Below are 17,613 nucleotides of genomic sequence, written 5' to 3'. Positions count from 1 at the left end.
GTCGCGCCATGAGCGCGCGCCTGCGTGCGATCGCCCGGGAGACCGAGGAGATCGTGGCGGCGGGCGGCTACCGAAGTCCCTCCGGGGACGCGGTGTCCGTCGCCGCCGCGGTCGGGGCGGCGCGTGCCGGGACACGGCTGCACGGACCGGAACCGGTGGAGATACCGTCGGTGACGCCGGTCGCGACCTCGTTCGAGGTCACCGGCGAGAGCAGCCTGGAGGCGGCCCGCAGGCTGGTCTCCGGGGGCGGGGACCCGGTCGCCGTGCTGAACTTCTCCTCGGCGCGCAATCCGGGCGGCGGCTATCTGAACGGCGCGCAGGCCCAGGAAGAGGCCCTGTGCCGGTCCTCCGCGCTGTACACCTGTCTGCTGCGGGCCCGGGGTTTCTACGACCATCACCGCGCCCACCGTGACGCGTTCTACACGGACCGTGTCATTCACTCACCCGGTGTACCGGTGTTCCGGGACGACCGTGGCCGGCTCCTCGACGAGCCGTTCCCGGCCGGTTTCCTGACCGCGGCGGCCCCGAACGCCGGAGTCGTCCTGCGGACCGTCCCGAACCGGGCGGCCGACCTGCCGGGCGCGCTGGCGGTCCGTGCCGAACGCGTCCTGGAGACGGCCGCCGCGCACGGCTACCGCCGCCTGGTCCTCGGAGCCTGGGGCTGCGGGGTCTTCCAGAACGACCCCGAGCAGGTGGCGCGGGCCTTCCGCGGAGTGCTGGCCCAAGGCCGCCTGGAGGGGTACTTCGATCAGGTGGTGTTCGGCATCCTGGACCGCACGCCGGGCCGAACCACCCGCCAGGCATTCGACCGGGTGTTCGCATCCGAGCTCCAGGGAGCATGAGGACCCGCCTTCACCCCCACCCCGGGCCCCAGCCCTCAGGCTGGGGGCCTGAGCCGGTGGCCGCGACGGCTGTGTGGCTGCCCCTTGCCCGGCACCCGGCCCGAGGGCCCGAGCCTCGCGGCCGCCCGGCGCCGCCCAGACGCCCCGAACCCACCGGCTCGGACCGCCCGGCGGCCCGTGCCGCTCGCTCGTCCGGGCGCGCTGGGTCGGCCGGGCCCGCTCGCTCGGCGTCCCCCGGAGTTCGCGGCCCGTGCCTCCGCGCCCCGCGGAGACGGAACCCCAGCATCCGGAGCAGGCACCGCCCCGGCACCCGGAGTGGGAGCCCCAGCACCCGGAGTGGGAGCCCCAGCATCCGGCGGAGGCACCGCCCCGGCACTCGGCGGAGGGCGGAACCCGCACCCGGCGGAGTGGGAGCCCCGGCGCCCGGTGTCCCGGGTCGCCGGCAAGGGGTGGGCTCAGCGCCAGCCGTATCGCTCACGCAGCCGGTGGACCACGGAATTGAAACGCATCCGGTCCAGCGCGCACGCCTCCCGCCGCATCCCGTCCTCGTGCAGTCGCAGCACGCGGTCCACGTTCACCCAGGAGTCCCGCCCGGTCCGGTCCCAGGGACCGCTGCCGATCGCCACCCACTCGCGGTCGCCGACGTGCGCCTTGCTGGAGAGCTGGACGGCGAGCAGCGTGCCCGCGGCCTCCCGGGCCACGACCAGCACCGGGCGGTCCTTGCCCCGGCCGTCGTTCTCCTCGAAGGGCACCCACGTCCACACGATCTCACCGGGATCGGGGTCGCCGTCGTGGGCGGGGGAGTACTCGGTCTTCACGGGGCCGACCTCGCGGGGCTCGGCCTCGGCGGTCGCGGAGGGGCCGTAGCGGCCGGGGACGTCTGCTTCGGTGTCATCGGTAAAGGCAGTCACGCGGGCCACCGTAGAACGTGCGTGCCAGGTCGCGCCGGGCGGGTCCGGAGACGGACGGCTCGGCGTGTACCTGGGCGTGTACCTGGGCGCTTACCTGGGTGTGTACTTGGGCGTGTGCCTGAGGGCGTGGGCCAACTCCCCACGCGTCTCCTGCCGTACGGCGTACGGCGTACGGCGGGCCGGTGGAACGGGTCCGGGCGTACGGGGGCGGTGGCCCAACTCCCGTACGCCCGGACCCTGCTGACCGGAACCCGTGGTGCCCGCGCGCCTCAGCGCGCCGACCTCACCCCTCGTCCTTCTCCACGGGCACCCTCTCGCCGACCGGAGCCGCGACCCCGTTGAGCTGCGCCGTCGGGTTCTTGGCCTGGCTCCCCTCCGGGTTCATCGTGGAGAGCAACTGGCGTGCCAGGCCCAGGCCGGTGCCGCCCATGGTGAGCGCCTTGGCGAACAGGTCCGACATGCCGTCGGCGCCGTTGAGCAGCACCATGTGATCCACGTTGCCGAACGCGCTCGCGCCCGCCTGGACGATCTCCGGCCAGTTCTCGGCGAGTTGCTGGGCGACCACGGCCTCCTGGTTCTCGGCCAGCGCGGCGGCGCGGGCCTGGATGGCCTCCGCCTCCGCGAGACCCTGGGCCCGGGTCGCCTCGGCGGCGGCGAGGCCCTTGGCCTGCGCGGCGGCGGCCTCGGCCTCACCGGTGGCGCGGGTCGCCGTCGCGGCGGCCGCACCCCGTGCCTTGGTCGCCTCGGCCTCGGCGTTGGCGGCCGTCTTGACGCGGGTCGCCTCCGCCGCGGCGGCGAGCTCGGTCTCCCGGGCCTTGGCCTGCGCCGCCGAGATCCGCGCGTCGCGGTCGGCCTCGGCCCGTGCCCGGATCTCGTAGGCCTTGGCGTCCGCCGGCTTGCGGACGTCCGCCTGGAGCTGCTGCTCGCGGCGATGGGCCTCGAGTTCGGCGACCCGGGTCTCCTGGACGACGACATCCTGCTGAGCGGCCGCCGCGGCGAGCGGGCCGGCCATCTGGGCCGTCGCCGCCGCCTTGTCCCGCTCGGCCTGGTAACCGGCCTGCTGGATCTCGCTGTCCCGGGTCGCCTCCGACATCCGTGCCGCGGCCTTCTGCTCGGCCTCGGTGGCCAGCCGGTTCGCCTCGGCCTGCGCGATACGGGCATCCCGCTGGACGGCGGCGGCGTGCGGCATCGCGAGGTTCTTGATGTACCCGGTCGGGTCCTCGATCTCGTGGATCTGGAGCGAGTCGACGATCAGACCGAGCTTCTCCATCTCCGTGCCGCAGGCGGCCCGGGTCTGACCGGTCAGCTTCTCCCGGTCGCGGATCATGTCCTCGACCGTCAACCCGCCGACGATGGACCGCAGATGGCCGGCGAACACGTTGTGCACCCGCTCCGCCATCATCTTCTGCTGGTCGAGGAAGCGACGCCCCGCGTTGGCGATCGACACGAAGTCGTCGCCCACCTTGAAGATGACCACGCCCCGCACCTTGAGCGGAATGCCCTGGGTGGTCACGCAGTCCACGTGCAGTTCGGTCTCGTTGAGGTCGAGCGAGATCTTCCGCACCGCCTGCACGCCGGGCAGTACCAGCGTGCCGCGCCCCGTCACGATACGGAATCCCATGCCTTCTTCGAGACCTTCGGTCCGATGCTTCGAACCGGAGATGATCAGCGCTTCGTTGGGCTCCGCGACACGCCACATGAGCTTGAAGACCACAACGATGAAGATCAGTGCGAGAGCGACAGCCCCCGCAACGACGCCGACAACCATCGGCATACGCCCCCTTTGGATGGTGCCCTTTCGGCACCGAACGAACGGGAGTGTGCTCCTCGCCGACACCGGAATACAGAGGTGCGCGAATCCTTGTTGCGTTCTTGACGCATACGGCTCTCACCTGGGACGAGAGCAGCTCAACTGTCACTCAACCGGCGCACGGAAAAAGCGAGTTCGCCGGTCGGCCGGGCGCCGTTCGACGGAGTTCGCGCGCGGCACCCGGAGCGGCCGGGAAGCCCTCTCAGCCGTCGTACGCGGCCGAGACGTACACCGTGCGCGGCGGCAGGTACTCCACCACCATCACCACCGTGCCCCGCTCGATACGGTCCTGCGGTGCGGCCGGATATGCGAGGAAGTGCTCGGCGCCGCCGCGCACCTTGACGATCACCTCGCCGACGAGTCCGGGTCCGACCGCGCCGGTGACCCGTCCCATCAAACCGACCATCGAGGCATCACCCATGGTCACAGGGTAAGGCCGGAACTCGCCTACGCGGCCGGGGAGTCCGTGACGGCTTGGTGCGGAGGCCACAACTCGTGCCAGCGCAGGTCCGCCTCCAACTGCGCGGCCAGCGACACGAGCAGCGGCTCGCTGTCCGCCGGGCCGAGCAACTGCGCGCCGACCGGGAGGCCTTCGCCGACGAAGCCCGCGGGGACGTTGACGCCCGGCCAGCCGAGGATGTTCCACGGCCAGGCGTACGGACAGGCCGCGATCATGGCGCGGTCGGTGCGCAGACCGCTCAGGCCGAGCATCGCGCCGACGGGCGGCGGGGGAGCGGCGGTCGTCGGCGCGAGCAGCACGTCGTAGGTGTCGAACAGCGCGCCGACGCGCCGGTGCAGCGAGACCTCCGCCCGGCGGGCCGCCCGCAGCGGCGCGCCGCCCAGCAGCCGGCCCAGGCGGGCCGCGCCGTGGGTGCGCCGGTCGAGCAGCTCGGGGAACGGGGTGGCGTGGACGTGCTCGGCGATGCCCGCCGTGGCGCGCGGGACGAACGTGAGCCCGATGCGCCCGTAGCGCGGATCGGCCTCCTCCACGATGTGTCCGAGCGCGGCGAGCCGCTCCGCGAGCGCGAGGACCTTCGCCCGTACGGCGGGGTCGAGTCGCGCGGGCAGCGCGGTGAAGGGCGGTTTCAGCGACAGCGCGATACGCAGCCGGCCCGGGTCGCGGCCCACGGCGTCGTGGACGCGCAGCGAGGCGGGCCGGTGCAGATCGCCCGCGTGGCTGCCGCTCGCCGCGTCCAGCAGCAGGGCCGCGTCCGCGACCGTGCGGGCGAGTGTGCCGTTGACCGTGATGCCGTGGAAGGACTCCGGGCGCGGCCAGGTCGAGATCCGGCCGCGCTGCGGCTTGATGCCGACCAGATGGGTCCAGGCGGCCGGGATGCGCACCGAGCCCGCCCCGTCCGAGCCCAGCGCCGCGGGCACCAGGCCCGCGGCCACGGCGGCCGCGGAGCCCCCGGACGAGCCGCCCGGGGTGTGTCCGTGGTGCCAGGGATTGCGGGTCGCGCCGAAGGCGGGGCCCTCGGTGAAGGGCCACTGGCCCAGCTCGCAGGTGTTGGTCTTGCCGACCACGACGGCCCCGGCCAGGCGCAGCCGGCGGACCGCCTCGCCGTCCTCGGACACCGGCGGGAACTCCCCCGGGCAGCCGAACGCGGTCGGCTCGCCCGCCACGTCCATGTCGTCCTTGACCGCGACCGGCACGCCGAGCAGCGGCCTCCGCCCGCCCGCGGCCAGCTCGGCGTCCGCCGCGTCGGCCTCCGCGAGGGCGGCCTCGGCGCGCACGCGCCGGAAGGCGTTCACCGTGGACCGGGCCGCGTCGATCCGGGCGAGCGCCCGCTCGACCAGCTCACGCGAACTCACCTCGCCCGCGGCCAGCGCACGCGCGCTCTCCGTCAGTCCTGGGGCACGGTCGGGAGCCATCCCGGTCACCTCCGAAGCGATCCTCTACCGAACGGTAACCTCTGGGTCGGCGTGGCGATACAGGGCGGCCAACCTCCTTTACGGAAGCGGGAGTTCCGTAAACCGGGAGGGTCGATCGGGTGCCCCGGCCCGAGGCGGTGCCGGGGCCCTCTGCAAGGATGCGTCGCGTCATGGTGCAGATACCGAAGCAGTCCGCCGCCCAGTCGGCGCCCGCACGACGCCCCGTACCGACCAGTGCCGACGTGGCACGCCTCGCGGGTGTCTCGCGCGCTACCGTCTCGTACGTCCTGAACAACACCAACGCCGTCCGGATCAGCGAACCCACCCGGCGCCGGGTCCGCGAGGCCGCGGAGGAACTCGGGTACGTTCCGCACGCGGCCGCCCGCAGTCTGCGCGCCGGACACAGCCGCATGGTGCTGATGCCCGCCCCGACCGCCCCCGTGGGCCCGCTCTACCACCAGTTCTTCGCCGAACTCCAGTCCGCGCTCGGACGGCTCGACTACACCGTCGTGCAGTACGGCAGCATCGGACTGCACGGCGACGAGGCCGCCCGCGCCTGGGCCGAGCTGCGCCCGGTCGCCGTCCTGGTGCCCGGCAGCGGCCTCGGCCGGCAGGGTGTGGCGGTCCTCAAGCGGGCCGGCGCCCGCGCCGTGGTCACCCTGGGCCCCGAACGGGTCGAGGGAGCCCACGCCCTCCTCATGAACCACGACCGGGTCGGCCACTGCGCGGGCGCCCACCTGCTGGCCGGTGGCCGCCGCCGCATCGGCGTCGTGATGCCGGAGGAGAGCGGCCTGGAGATCTTCTCCAGGCCCCGCCTCGACGGGGTCCGGCGGGCCCTGAGCGGCACGGACGCGACGGTCACCGAGCTGCCGCTGGCCTACGAGGAGGAGGCCGCCGCCCGGCTCGCGGCGCGCTGGCGCTCACTCGGCCTCGACGCGGTCTTCGGGTACAACGACGAGTACGCGATGCTCCTCATGCGCGCCCTTCAGGACGAGGGCGTCGCCGTGCCGGACGAGACCGCCGTCGTCGGCGCCGACGACCTCATGCTCGGCCGGCTGCTCCGGCCCCGGCTCAGCACCGTCCACCTCGACCTGCCCTCCGGCCGCGACCTCGCCGAACTCGTCGACCGCGCGGTCCGCGAACCGGGCGCCGAGCCGGAGACGCACGAGGTGCTGGGCGCACGAGTGGTGCACCGCGCGTCGAGCTGAGAGAGGCTGGTGGCGCAGCAGGCAGGTGCGCCGCCCCGTGACACCGGACCTGTTCGCCCGGGCCCGTGCGCGACGGGGCCGGTCCCCGCGCCGGAGCCCGGCCCCGGCGGCATCGGACACCGGAGGCGCGTCATGCGGACCACGGTCGGCGTCATCGGCGCGGGTCCGGCGGGACTTCTGCTGGCCCGGCTCCTGCACCGGACGGGGATCGACTGTGTCGTCCTGGAGAGCAGGACGCGGGCCTACGTCGAGCGGCGCCAGCGGGCCGGCATGCTGGAGCAGGGCACGGTCGACGTCCTGCGCGCGTGCGGAGCGGGCGAGCGGCTGGACGCCGAGGGTCTGGTCCACCACGGGATCGAGCTGCGCTTCGAGGGCGAGCGCCATCACATCGACTTCCCCGGGCTCACGGGCGGCCGGACCGTCACGATCTACGCCCAGACGGAGATCGTGAAGGACCTTGTCGCTCTCCAACTCGCGGACGGACCGACCCTGTTGTTCGAGGCGGAGGCGTTCGCCGTGGAAGGGCCGGAGAGTGCCTCGCCCGTCGTGCGGTTCGTGCGGGAGGGGCGCGAGCGGACGCTGCGCTGCGACTGGGTGGTGGGCTGCGACGGCGCCCACGGCGTCGCGCGCGCCGCGTTCCCGGCCGGTACGGGTCGCACGTACACCCACGACTATCCGTACTCCTGGCTCGGCATCCTCGCCGATGTGCCGCCCTCCTGCGAGGAGTTGGTCTACGCCCGGGGTGCCACCGGGTTCGCCCTGCACAGCATGCGCTCTCCGTCGGTGTCCCGGCTGTACCTCCAGGTCCCGAACGGGACCGACGTCGCCGACTGGCCCGACGAGCGCGTCTGGGACGAACTGGCCGCGCGCTTCGCGGTCGACGGGGGCTGGCGGCTCGAACGCGGTCCCGTCACCGCCAAGTCGGTCACCCCCATGCGCAGTCGGGTCCACGAACCGATGCGCCACGGACGGCTGCTGCTGGCCGGGGACGCCGCCCACATCGTGCCGCCGACCGGCGCCAAGGGGCTCAACCTCGCCGTGGCGGACGTACGGGTCCTGGCGCGCGCGTTCGCCGCGCTGCACCGCACGGGATCGACGGAACTCCTGGACCGGTACTCGCGGATCGCCCTCGAACGGGTGTGGCAGGCCACGCGTTTCTCGTACGACATGACTAAGATGTTGCACGCTCAACCAGATGGGGATGCCTTCGACGCCCGGATGCAGCTCGCGCGACTGCGCCGGATCACGGCATCCCGTTCCGCCGCCGCCGAACTGGCCGCGAACTACACGGGACTTCCGCTCGGCTCCCCGCCGCAGGAGTCCGCCGAGTCCCGCTGGTGATCAGTGAACGATCGGAGAGCCGACATGCCGCTGCTCGACCCCACGACCTGGCAGTCCCGCCCGCTCTCGGGCGATGAGCACACCGTCACCGAACCCGCCACCGGCGAGAGCCTCGGCGCCGTCACGCTCGCCGGCGCCGAGGACGTCGCGACGGCCGCGCGGACCGCCCGTGCCGCCCAGACCGAGTGGGCCAAGACCCCGCACTTCGTCCGCGCCGCCGTCCTGCGCCGTGCGGGCGATCTCTTCGCGGCGCACGCCGACGAGCTGCGCGACTGGATCGTGCGGGAGTCCGGCTCCATCCCGGGCAAGGCGGACTTCGAGCTGCACGTCGCCGCCCAGGAGTGCTACGAGGCGGCCGCTCTCGCCTCCCGTCCGACCGGCCAGGTCCTGCCCTCCGAAGCGCCGCGGCTGTCGTACACGCGCCGTGTGCCGGTCGGCGTCGTGGGCGTGATCGCGCCCTTCAACGCACCGCTGATCCTCTCGATCCGCTCGGTCGCTCCGGCGCTCGCGCTCGGCAACGGCGTCCTCCTGAAGCCGGACCCGCGCACGGCCGTGTGCGGCGGCCTCGCGCTCGGAGCCGTCTTCGCCGAGGCGGGACTGCCGGACGGGCTGCTCCAGGTCCTTCCCGGCGGCCCCGAGACCGGCCGCGCCCTGGTCGCCGACCCGCTGGTCCCGGTCATCTCCTTCACCGGCTCGACCGCCGCGGGACGCGCGGTCGGTGAGGCGGCGGGACGTCAGCTCAAGCGCGCGCACCTGGAGTTGGGCGGGAACTCCGCCCTGGTCGTCCTGGCGGACGCCGACATCGAAGCGGTCATCTCCACGGCGGCCTGGGGCTCGTTCTTCCACCAGGGCCAGATCTGCATGACGACCGGCCGTCATCTGGTCCACGCCTCGCTCTACGAGGAGTACGTCGAACGGCTCGCCGCGAAGGCCGACTCACTGGCCGTCGGCGACCCGCACCGCGAACAGGTCCACCTCGGACCCATCATCGACGACGCCCAACTCGCCAAGATCCACGGGCTGGTGGAGTCCAGCACGGCCGGCGGCGCGAAGCTGGCGGCCGGCGGCACGCACGACCGGCTCTTCTACCGGCCCACCGTGCTCGCCGGAGTCGACGACACGACCCCGGCGTACGCGGAGGAGGTCTTCGGCCCGGTCGCGCCGGTCCGCTCCTTCACCACCCTCGACGAGGCGGCGGCCCTGGCCTCAGCCGGACCGTACGGCCTCTCCCTGGGCATCGTCACCCGGGACACCGCACGCGGCCTGGACCTGGCCGAGCGCATTCCGACCGGCATCGCCCACATCAACGATCAGACCGTCAACGACGAGGCCGTCGCTCCCTTCGGCGGTACCGCCGCCTCCGGCACCGGCGCCCGCTTCGGCGGCGAGGCCAACCTGGACGCCTTCACCGACCTGCGGTGGACGACGGTGCGCGGCGACGTGGCGGGATACCCCTTCTAGGGCCATGGGGGCCGTGGGGACCATGCCTGGGCGCACCGCACGGGCCCGAGGCCGGGCGCACCCCACCAGGCCGCAGCTGGGCGCACCGTGCCGGCCCGAGGCTGGGCGCACCGCACCGGGCCGCGCCCGGGCGTCGCACTGGGCCGAGGCCGGGCGTCGCACCGGACCGCGGCCGGGCACTCGCACCCGGTTCCGGCCCAGGGCACCCGCTCCCCGGCCGTGGCACCCAGGCCCCCGGCCCGCCGGGTGTCTGCCTACTCGGTGTCCCCGCCCTGCCCGGTGTTCTCGGACTGGCCGGCCTGCCGGGCGGTCTCGGCCTGCTGGGCCGCGACCGACCTGCGCACCTCGTCCATGTCCAGCTTCCGGGCCTGCCCGATGACGTCGTCCAGGGCCACGGCGGGCAGCGCCCCGGGCTGGGCGAAGATCGCGACCTGGTCGCGCACGATCATCAGGGTCGGGATGGACTGGATGTCGAACGCGGCCGCGAGCTCCGGCTGCGCCTCCGTGTCGACCTTGGCGAAGACCAGGTCGGGGTTGGCCTCGGCCGCCTTCTCGTAGACCGGGGCGAACTGACGGCACGGCCCGCACCACTCGGCCCAGAAGTCGATCAGGACGAACTCGTTGTCCGTGACCGTCTGGTCGAAGTTCTCCTTGGTGAGCTCAACGGTGCTGCTCATTCCACTTCCCTCTTCCTCACGTCCGGGTCATGCCGGTCACGACAACGCAACCCACCGGGGGCCTATTCCGGGCCCGTACCCGTGTGGCCACGGCGCACACCAGCAACCAGACTGGCCCCATGACGGAAACGGAATCCATCGCCTACGACGTCGTGGTGCTCGGTGCCGGACCCGTGGGGGAGAACGTCGCCGACCGCGCACGCGCCGCCGGCCTCTCCACCGCGGTCGTGGAGAGCGAACTGGTCGGCGGAGAGTGCTCGTACTGGGCGTGCATGCCCAGCAAGGCCCTCCTGCGCCCGGTGATCGCCCGCGCGGACGCCCGCCGCGTACCCGGCCTCGCCGCCGCCGTACAAGGCCCCCTCGACGCCCCCGCGGTGCTCGCCCACCGCGACTGGTTCACCTCCGACTGGAAGGACGACGGCCAGCTCGCCTGGCTGGACGGCATCGGAGCCGACCTCCACCGCGGACACGGCCGGCTCGCCGGACCGCGCACCGTGACGGTCGACGGGCCCGACGGCGAACGCCGGGTGCTGACCGCCCGGCACGCGGTCGCGGTCTGCACCGGCACCCGCGCCCAGCTCCCCGACCTGCCGGGTCTCGCCCAGGTCAAGCCGTGGACGAGCCGCGAGGCCACCAGCGCGCACGCCGTGCCCGGACGGCTGATCGTGGTGGGCGGCGGTGTCGTCGCCGCCGAGATGGCCACGGCCTGGCAGGGGCTCGGCTCCCAGGTCACCCTTCTGGTCCGCGGCAAGGGCCTGCTGCCCCGCATGGAGCCCTTCGCCGGGGAACTGGTCGCCGAGGCACTGACCGAGGCGGGCGCGGACGTGCGCACCGGCACCTCGGTGACCGCCGTCTCGCGCGAGGGCTCGACGGTGGTCGCCCTGACGGACACCGGTGACCGCATCGAGGCCGACGAGATCCTCTTCGCGACCGGCCGCGCGCCCCGCACCGACGACATCGGCCTCGACACCGTCGGCCTGGAGCCGGGCCAGTGGATCGAGGTCGACGACAGCCTCCGGGCCGTCGGCAGCGCCTGGCTGTACGCGGTCGGCGACGTCAACCACCGCGCGCTGCTCACCCATCAGGGCAAGTACCAGGCCCGGATCGCCGGTGCCGCCATCGCCGCGCGTGCCGCGGGAGTGCCCCTGCTGGAGACGGACCCCTGGGGAGCGCACTCCGCCACCGCCGACCACGCCTCGGTCCCGCAATGCGTCTTCACCGACCCGGAGGCCGCGGCCGTGGGCCTCTCCCTGGCCGAGGCGGAGCAGGCCGGTCACCGGGTCCGGGCCGTGGACGTCGACATGGCCTCGGTCGCCGGCGCCGGACTGTACGCGGACGGCTACCGCGGCAAGGCCCGCATGGTCGTCGACCTCGACCGCGAGATCGTCCTCGGTCTCACCCTGGTCGGCCCCGGCGTCGGCGAGCTGATCCACTCCGCGACCATCGCCGTCGTCGGCCAGGTCCCGGTCGACCGCCTGTGGCACGCCGTCCCGTCCTACCCGACGGTCAGCGAGGTCTGGCTGAGGCTCCTGGAGGCGTACCGGGACGCGTGAGCGGGGCCCGGCACGCGGGCGGCCGCGCCGTGTGGCGTGCCGCCCGCGTGCCGCCGTACGTCCCCCGGTCAGGCCGGTGACACCAGTTCCCGGTACTCCTCGCTCCACAGGTCCTCGTTCGCCTCCGGGAGCAGCAGCACCCGGTCCGGGCGCAGGGCGTCGACGGCTCCCTCGTCGTGGGTGACCATGACGAGCGCGCCCCGGCAGGTGGCCACCGCCGCCAGGACCTCGGCGCGCGAGGCGGGGTCCAGGTTGTTGGTGGGTTCGTCCAGGAGGAGCACGTTCGCGCCGGAGTGGACGAGCCCCGCCAGAGCGAGCCTGGTCCTCTCTCCGCCGGAGAGGACGCCGACCCGTTTGCCGATGTCGTCGCCCGTGAACAGGAACGAACCGAGCACCCCTCGTACCTCCCCGTCGCCCAGGTGCGGCGCGGCGGCGACGAGATGGTCTCGCACCGTTCCGGCGGGGTCCAGCGTGTCGTGCTCCTGCGCGAAGTAGCCGAGGCGCAGCCCGTGTCCACGCACGACCCGCCCGCTGTCCGGGCTCTCGTGCCCGGCGAGCAGCCGCAGCAGTGTGGTCTTGCCCGAGCCGTTCGGGCCGAGGATCACCAGCCGGCTGCCCCGGTCGACGGCGAGGTCGACGCCGTCGAGGACGCGCAGATCGCCGTACGACTTGGTCAGCGCGACCGCGCCGAGCGGCACGCGTCCGCACGGGGCCGGTTCGGGCAGCCGGATCCTGGCGACCTTCCCCGCCCGCCGGACCGGTTCGAGTCCGGCGAGCAGGCGGCCGGCGCGGCGGTCCATGTTCCTGGCGGCCACCGCCGTCGACACACGCGCGCGCATCTTGTCGGCCTGCGCGTGCAGCGCCGCCGCCTTGCGTTCGGCGTTGGCGCGCTCCCGGGCCCGGCGCCGCTCGTCGGCGTCGCGCTGGGTGAGGTAGGCCGCCCAACCGGTGTTGTGGACGTCGAGCGTGGCGCGGTGCGGGTCCAGGTGGAAGACGCGGTTGACCACGTCGGCCAGCAGGGAGGTGTCGTGGCTGATGAGAACGAGCCCGGCCTGACGGCTCGCCAGGAACCCGCGCAGCCAGGCGATCGAGTCGGCGTCCAGATGGTTCGTCGGCTCGTCCAGGAGCAGGGTGCCGTCGTCCGCGAACAGGATGCGGGCGAGCTCGGCCCGGCGTCGCTGCCCGCCGGACAGGGTGCCGATGGGCTGGTCCATCACCCGGGCCGGCAGACCGAGTCCCGCGGCGACCCGGGCCGCCTCGGCCTCGGCCGCGTACCCGCCGCGTGCCTGGAACTCGGCCTCGGCGCGCGCGTAGGCGTTCATCGCACGGTCGGATCCGTCGGCCATCGCGGTCTCGGCCGCCCGGAGGGCCCGTACGGCACGGTCGAGACCCCGGGCCGACAGGATCCGCGCACCGACCGTGACCGCGGGGTCCGCCGCGGCCGGGTCCTGGGCGAGGTGACCGACCGCCCCGGTACGGGAGACGGAACCGGCGGCGGGACGGCGCAGCCCCGCGAGGGTGCTCAGGAGGGTGGTCTTGCCGGAACCGTTACGGCCGACCAGGCCGATGCGGTCGCCGGGGGAGACGGTGAAGGAGATGTCGGAAAGCAGCAGACGCGCGCCGACGCGCACATCGACACCGCGAACGGTGATCATGGGAGAACGCTCCAGAAGTCAATCGGCTCAAGGACACACGGGTGGCGTGGAAGCGGGTCCTGGAGCTAAGAGACGCGGGGCGTGGACATGCCCGCAGGCTAGCCGAACCGGTGCCCCGGCGCCGGTGATTTTCCGCCGGGAGGCCCGGCGCGGCATCGCCACGAGCAACCGGCGCGGCACCGGCGGGCGCGCAACGACCCGGTGATGTGCGGCGAGCGTCTGCCTTGGGTTCCCGGTCGTCAGCTCGGCAGGGTGAGGCGGAGCTCTGATGGCGACGCCCGAAGCCGGACGCGGAGGCGAGCGCTGGACCCGGCCGCCGAGGGGCGGCCGCTATGGGCCGGGGCTGGGGGCGGGCTCCGAGGGTCGGCCGGTATGCCCGGAGGCCGGGGGTGGGTCCCGAGGGTCGGCTGCTGTGCCCGGGGGCGGGGACGGACTCCGAGGGTCGGCCGGTATGCCCGGGGCCGGGGCCGGGCCCCGAAGGCTGGCCTCTATGCCCGGAGGCCGGGGACGGACTCCGAGGGTCGGCCGGTATGCCCGGGGGCTGGTGCCGGGCTCCGGGGGTCGGCCGGTATGCCCCGGGGCCGGGGCCGGGGGCGGGCCCCGAAGGTCGGCCGCTATGCCCGGAGGCCGGGGGAGGCCCGGTATCAGTCCGGCAGGGTGAAGCCCAGGACGTCGGCCGCCCGTTCCGGCGTCGGCTGGGACCAGAGCTCCGCTGCCGCCTGGTTCGAGGACAGCGAGCGCAGCTCCGCGCGGTCGAGGTAGAGCATGCCGTCCAAGTGGTCCGTCTCGTGCTGGACGATGCGTGCGGGCCAGCCGCCGAACACCTCGTCGACCGCTCGCCCGTGTTCGTCGAGCGCCGTCAGCCGCACCTCGGTGTGCCGGGCCACCACGGCCTGCCAGCCCGGAACGCTCAGGCAGCCCTCGAAGAACGCCACCCGGCCCGGACCGATCCCCTCGTACGAGGGATTGACCAGCACCCGGAACGGCTGCGGCTCCCGCCCGCGGACCAGGCGCACCTCGTCCGAGACCGGCGCCGGGTCCTCGATGACGGCGATCCGCAGGGGCACGCCGACCTGCGGCGCGGCGAGACCGACCCCCGGTGCCGCGTGCATCGTGGCGCGCAGGGCGGCCACGAACCGGGCCAGCAGTGCCGGGTCCAACTGCCCGTCGAACGGCTCCGTACCGCGGCGCAGCACGGGGTCACCGGCCGCGACGATCGGCAACGGACCCTCGTGGCCGAGGAGTTCCTCGACCATGTCGCTCAGGGTGATGCGCGGGGCGCTGCGGTCTGGTTCGGATGCCATCGCGCCAGGATGCCAAGCCGGACCGAGGCGATCGAGGCGGCACGGGGGAGTTCCGCGACTTTCCTCATGTGGCTCGGGTCACGTGCCGGCCGGTCGCGTGCCCGAGCGCTCGTCCGTCCGCCCGAAAGCCCCCTGGCGGGGCGTGCCGGTCCGGCCCGGCCGCATGGCACGCGGGAGTCCGGTCACCGAGGTGACCGGCCTCCCGCGGCGAACCCGGAACCCGCGATCGCCGGACCGGCTCGGACCGGGCCTGATCGGACCGGGCCAGATCGGACCGGATCAGGCGTACCCGAAGTCGCCTCCGAGCGCGGACGCGATCCGCAGGTGCGGCGCCGCCTCGTCGGGGCGGCCGAGACGCTGGAGTGTGCGTCCCAGCATCAGCCGCGCGTAGTGCTCGACCGGATCGAGCTCCACGAGGGTGCGCAACTCGGTTTCGGCGCGGCGCAGTTGGGCCGAGTGATAGTAGGAACGCGCCAGCAGCAGCCGGGGTCCGGTCTGCTCCGGCACCTCCTCGACCAGTCCGCCCAGCACGCGTGCCGCCGCGGCGTAGTCCTTGGCCTCGAAGAACATCCGCGCCCGCTCCCAGCGCTCCGCGGCCGTCCCGTGGTCGTAGTACGTCGTGTCCACCACTGACCTCCTTCGCCGGGCCACAACCGTGCCGGTTGGTTGAATATTCCACGAGCTTGGGCGGGTCCGGGGGTGCGGCCCCGGGGTTCCCGGCGGTGTTCCGGGCCGTCAGGCGTCGGCGTGTTCCGCGTTGGCCCGCTCCGTCACGAGGGCCAGTACGCGCCCGGCGGTAGCCAGGTCCTCGGCCGGGATCCCGGCGTACACCCGGGCCGCGATGGCGTCGCCCGCGCTGCGGATCGACGCGAACAACTCCCGGCCGCCGTCGGTCAGGGACACCTGCCCGGGCGCCGGCTGCTCCAGGAGCCCCAGCGCCGTCAGCTCCTCGACGGTCCGCAGGGCCGCCGATTCCTCGATCTTCAGGCCGCCGGTGAGCCGGCCCACGACCCGCGCCCGCTCGACGGTCCCGCCGTTGTCGGACGCGGCCCGCAGGGCCACCGACTGCTCGAAGGTGGTGCCGCTGCGGGCCAGCACCCGCTCCAGGGCGGCCCGGCTCGCGTAGTGGGCGAGGCCGATGACCTGGCCGTTGACAGGGGGAACAGAGGTGGTCATGACTACTCCTCGGGTGAAAAGTCTTCGGAGGGTGGCGGAGCCACGCCGGTACGCGGCCCGGCGCCGGTGTGCGGATCGAGCGGTACGTCGAGCAGGACGGCCAGCTCGCCGCTGAACGCCCGTGTGCGTTCGCCGCGGAGGCCGCCCAGGGGTTCGAGCAGCCGCTCCAGGAGGCCCTGGACCACGGTGATGGCGTGGAGGGTGATCTCGCGTCCGTCGTCGGTGAGGGTCAGCCGCACCGCCCGGGGGTCCGCCGGATCCCGGGTGCGGTCGAGGTGCCCGGCCGTCTCCAGGGCGCGGGCCAGCTTCGAGACGTAGAGCGGTTCGAGTCCGGTGTGGTCGGCGAGCTCGCGCTGACTGGGCCGCCGTCCGTCCCGGTTGAGGCTGTACAGCGATGCCATCAGCGAGTACTGCGCGTGCGTCAGGCCCAGCGGGCCCACCGCCCGGTCCACGGCGACCCGCCACTTCATCGACAGGCGCCAGACGAGGAAACCGGGCGTCGCGTTCTCGGAAACCGACTTCGCTGTACTCATGAGAGAAACAGTACATGGCTACTATGTCCATGGCTACTATTTGCGCGGACCTCGGCTTCGACCTCGGACGGCCCGATGGCGGCGTACGGAACCGGGGGCCGGGGTCCCGGGCCGCCGCGCCGGTTCTGAGCCAAGTGCCCCTCGATGGGCGTATCGATGGCCTGACGAGCGGCCCCCGACGGGTCTAGGTTGTGGGCCATGAGCAATCTTGATCGGGAGGCGGTTCCCGCCGCCTGTGGCGGCCGCGGGTTCGTGGTGGCCGAGCCGGTGCGCGAACTCCTCAGCCCCCGCCGGGTCAAGCTCGGTGAGTCGACCGAGGTCCGCCGTCTGCTGCCCAACCTGGGCCGGCGCATGGTCGGCGCGTGGTGCTTCGTCGATCACTACGGGCCCGACGACATCGCCGACGAGCCCGGCATGCAGGTCCCGCCGCACCCGCACATGGGTCTGCAGACCGTGAGCTGGCTGCACGAGGGCGAGGTGCTGCACCGCGACTCCACCGGCAGCCTCCAGACGATCCGCCCGCGCGAACTCGGCCTCATGACCTCGGGCCGCGCCATCAGCCATTCCGAGGAGAGCCCCCGCGCGCACTCCCGTCTGCTGCACGGCGCGCAGCTCTGGGTCGCGCTGCCGGACAGTCACCGGCACACCGACCCGCACTTCGAACACCATGCCGAGCTGCCCGTCGTGACCGCCCCCGGCCTGCGGGCCACGCTCCTGCTCGGCACACTCGACGGTACGACCTCGCCCGGTACGACGTACACACCGATCGTCGGCGCCGACCTGGCCCTCGCGAGCGGCGCGGACGTCCGTCTGCCGCTGGAGCCCGACTTCGAGTACGCCGTCCTCGTCATGTCCGGCGAGGCCGAGGTCGACGGCGTGCCGGTGGTCCCGGGCTCCATGCTCTACCTCGGCTGCGGCCGTACGGAACTTCCGCTGCGCGCCGCGACGGACGCGGGCCTCATGCTCCTGGGCGGCGAGCCGTTCGAGGAGGAGCTGATCATGTGGTGGAACTTCATCGGACGCACCCAGGCGGACATCGAACAGGCCCGCGAGGACTGGGCCAAGGGTGCGCGCTTCGGTGAGGTGAAGGGGTACGACGGCGTGCCGCTGACCGCCCCGCACCTTCCCCCGGTCGCGTTGAAGCCCCGGGGACGCGTGCGCTGAGCCGCGATGGCGACGTGCTGGTGTCGGGTGGGTTCCGGGATGTGGGAAGGCCCCCGTGACCGGTGTGGTCGCGGGGGCCTTCGTCGGTGCTGGGGTGATCAGCCCT

The 17,613-nt window shown here is 73.7% G+C and carries 16 protein-coding genes; 6 read left to right on the top strand and 10 right to left on the bottom strand.

Annotated features, from left to right (window positions below):
• Window positions 1–8: 8 nt before the first annotated feature.
• The gene (locus tag ACF07B_RS30940; RefSeq protein WP_392181393.1) at window positions 9–842 is read left to right on the top strand and encodes a TIGR02452 family protein; all 834 of its coding nucleotides are present in this window, start codon (window positions 9–11) and stop codon (window positions 840–842) included.
• A gap of 455 nt (window positions 843–1,297) precedes the next feature.
• Here ACF07B_RS30940 and ACF07B_RS30935 read toward each other — a convergent pair whose 3' ends face one another.
• The 4 genes from ACF07B_RS30935 to ACF07B_RS30920 form a co-directional block, all read right to left on the bottom strand.
• A complete protein-coding gene (locus ACF07B_RS30935) occupies window positions 1,298–1,753 on the bottom strand; it encodes a type II toxin-antitoxin system PemK/MazF family toxin (protein WP_369485624.1) in 456 nt (151 codons plus the stop codon).
• A 283-nt stretch (window positions 1,754–2,036) separates the two neighbouring features.
• On the bottom strand, window positions 2,037–3,527 hold the full coding sequence (locus ACF07B_RS30930; protein WP_392181392.1) for an SPFH domain-containing protein: 1,491 nt from the start codon (window positions 3,525–3,527) through the stop codon (window positions 2,037–2,039).
• 238 nt (window positions 3,528–3,765) lie between these two features.
• Window positions 3,766–3,990 carry a hypothetical protein gene (locus tag ACF07B_RS30925; protein ID WP_369479650.1) on the bottom strand — a complete coding sequence of 75 codons (225 nt, stop codon included), beginning with the start codon at window positions 3,988–3,990 and terminating at the stop codon, window positions 3,766–3,768.
• A gap of 20 nt (window positions 3,991–4,010) precedes the next feature.
• Complete coding sequence (locus ACF07B_RS30920; protein WP_392181391.1) at window positions 4,011–5,435, bottom strand: amidase; 1,425 nt, start codon at window positions 5,433–5,435, stop codon at window positions 4,011–4,013.
• Between the two features lie 170 nt (window positions 5,436–5,605).
• On the opposite strand from ACF07B_RS30920, the gene ACF07B_RS30915 reads away from it, so the two are divergent.
• The 3 genes from ACF07B_RS30915 (at window position 5,606) to ACF07B_RS30905 (ending at window position 9,445) form a co-directional block, all read left to right on the top strand.
• The gene (locus ACF07B_RS30915; RefSeq protein WP_392181390.1) at window positions 5,606–6,643 is read left to right on the top strand and encodes a LacI family DNA-binding transcriptional regulator; all 1,038 of its coding nucleotides are present in this window, start codon (window positions 5,606–5,608) and stop codon (window positions 6,641–6,643) included.
• Between the two features lie 132 nt (window positions 6,644–6,775).
• The gene (locus ACF07B_RS30910; RefSeq protein WP_392181389.1) at window positions 6,776–7,984 is read left to right on the top strand and encodes a 4-hydroxybenzoate 3-monooxygenase; all 1,209 of its coding nucleotides are present in this window, start codon (window positions 6,776–6,778) and stop codon (window positions 7,982–7,984) included.
• 24 nt (window positions 7,985–8,008) lie between these two features.
• A complete protein-coding gene (locus tag ACF07B_RS30905; protein ID WP_392181388.1) occupies window positions 8,009–9,445 on the top strand; it encodes an aldehyde dehydrogenase family protein in 1,437 nt (478 codons plus the stop codon).
• Between the two features lie 254 nt (window positions 9,446–9,699).
• Here ACF07B_RS30905 and trxA read toward each other — a convergent pair whose 3' ends face one another.
• A complete protein-coding gene (trxA, locus tag ACF07B_RS30900; protein ID WP_392181387.1) occupies window positions 9,700–10,122 on the bottom strand; it encodes a thioredoxin in 423 nt (140 codons plus the stop codon).
• A 119-nt stretch (window positions 10,123–10,241) separates the two neighbouring features.
• On the opposite strand from trxA, the gene ACF07B_RS30895 reads away from it, so the two are divergent.
• The gene (locus ACF07B_RS30895) at window positions 10,242–11,675 is read left to right on the top strand and encodes an NAD(P)/FAD-dependent oxidoreductase (protein ID WP_369479656.1); all 1,434 of its coding nucleotides are present in this window, start codon (window positions 10,242–10,244) and stop codon (window positions 11,673–11,675) included.
• 68 nt (window positions 11,676–11,743) lie between these two features.
• Here the strand turns inward: ACF07B_RS30895 and ACF07B_RS30890 are convergent, their stop codons facing one another.
• From ACF07B_RS30890 to ACF07B_RS30870, 5 genes are all read right to left on the bottom strand, one after another.
• Window positions 11,744–13,330 carry an ABC-F family ATP-binding cassette domain-containing protein gene (locus ACF07B_RS30890; protein ID WP_392181386.1) on the bottom strand — a complete coding sequence of 529 codons (1,587 nt, stop codon included), beginning with the start codon at window positions 13,328–13,330 and terminating at the stop codon, window positions 11,744–11,746.
• Between the two features lie 644 nt (window positions 13,331–13,974).
• The gene (locus ACF07B_RS30885; protein ID WP_369479658.1) at window positions 13,975–14,634 is read right to left on the bottom strand and encodes a peptide deformylase; all 660 of its coding nucleotides are present in this window, start codon (window positions 14,632–14,634) and stop codon (window positions 13,975–13,977) included.
• 279 nt (window positions 14,635–14,913) lie between these two features.
• Complete coding sequence (locus ACF07B_RS30880; RefSeq protein ID WP_392181385.1) at window positions 14,914–15,261, bottom strand: tetratricopeptide repeat protein; 348 nt, start codon at window positions 15,259–15,261, stop codon at window positions 14,914–14,916.
• Window positions 15,262–15,369: 108 nt separating this feature from the next.
• Window positions 15,370–15,810, bottom strand: coding sequence for a MarR family winged helix-turn-helix transcriptional regulator (locus tag ACF07B_RS30875; protein ID WP_369479660.1), 441 nt, complete (start codon window positions 15,808–15,810; stop codon window positions 15,370–15,372).
• A 2-nt stretch (window positions 15,811–15,812) separates the two neighbouring features.
• Window positions 15,813–16,343 carry a MarR family winged helix-turn-helix transcriptional regulator gene (locus ACF07B_RS30870; protein ID WP_392181384.1) on the bottom strand — a complete coding sequence of 177 codons (531 nt, stop codon included), beginning with the start codon at window positions 16,341–16,343 and terminating at the stop codon, window positions 15,813–15,815.
• A 198-nt stretch (window positions 16,344–16,541) separates the two neighbouring features.
• Between ACF07B_RS30870 and ACF07B_RS30865 the strand changes: the two genes are divergently transcribed.
• Entirely contained in the window at window positions 16,542–17,507 is a 966-nt protein-coding gene (locus ACF07B_RS30865) for a pirin family protein (RefSeq protein WP_392181383.1), read from the top strand.
• The last annotated feature ends 106 nt before the right edge of the window (window positions 17,508–17,613 follow it).

Origin of the sequence: Streptomyces sp. NPDC015532 (assembly GCF_043078065.1) — a bacterium.
In the GTDB taxonomy this organism is placed as follows: Bacteria; Actinomycetota; Actinomycetes; order Streptomycetales; family Streptomycetaceae; genus Streptomyces.
The sequence above is the reverse complement of the archived record's forward strand: the minus strand, read 5'-3'. Positions and strand labels throughout refer to the sequence as shown.

Coding starts and splice junctions, on each gene's coding strand:
- ACF07B_RS30940 (WP_392181393.1), top strand. CDS start 9: ATGAGCGCGCGCCTGCGTGCGATCGCCCGGGAGACCGAGGAGATCGTG.
- ACF07B_RS30930 (WP_392181392.1), bottom strand. CDS start 3,527: ATGCCGATGGTTGTCGGCGTCGTTGCGGGGGCTGTCGCTCTCGCACTG.
- ACF07B_RS30920 (WP_392181391.1), bottom strand. CDS start 5,435: ATGGCTCCCGACCGTGCCCCAGGACTGACGGAGAGCGCGCGTGCGCTG.
- ACF07B_RS30915 (WP_392181390.1), top strand. CDS start 5,606: ATGGTGCAGATACCGAAGCAGTCCGCCGCCCAGTCGGCGCCCGCACGA.
- ACF07B_RS30910 (WP_392181389.1), top strand. CDS start 6,776: ATGCGGACCACGGTCGGCGTCATCGGCGCGGGTCCGGCGGGACTTCTG.
- ACF07B_RS30905 (WP_392181388.1), top strand. CDS start 8,009: ATGCCGCTGCTCGACCCCACGACCTGGCAGTCCCGCCCGCTCTCGGGC.
- trxA (WP_392181387.1), bottom strand. CDS start 10,122: ATGAGCAGCACCGTTGAGCTCACCAAGGAGAACTTCGACCAGACGGTC.
- ACF07B_RS30895 (WP_369479656.1), top strand. CDS start 10,242: ATGACGGAAACGGAATCCATCGCCTACGACGTCGTGGTGCTCGGTGCC.
- ACF07B_RS30890 (WP_392181386.1), bottom strand. CDS start 13,330: ATGATCACCGTTCGCGGTGTCGATGTGCGCGTCGGCGCGCGTCTGCTG.
- ACF07B_RS30885 (WP_369479658.1), bottom strand. CDS start 14,634: ATGGCATCCGAACCAGACCGCAGCGCCCCGCGCATCACCCTGAGCGAC.
- ACF07B_RS30875 (WP_369479660.1), bottom strand. CDS start 15,810: ATGACCACCTCTGTTCCCCCTGTCAACGGCCAGGTCATCGGCCTCGCC.
- ACF07B_RS30870 (WP_392181384.1), bottom strand. CDS start 16,343: ATGAGTACAGCGAAGTCGGTTTCCGAGAACGCGACGCCCGGTTTCCTC.
- ACF07B_RS30865 (WP_392181383.1), top strand. CDS start 16,542: ATGAGCAATCTTGATCGGGAGGCGGTTCCCGCCGCCTGTGGCGGCCGC.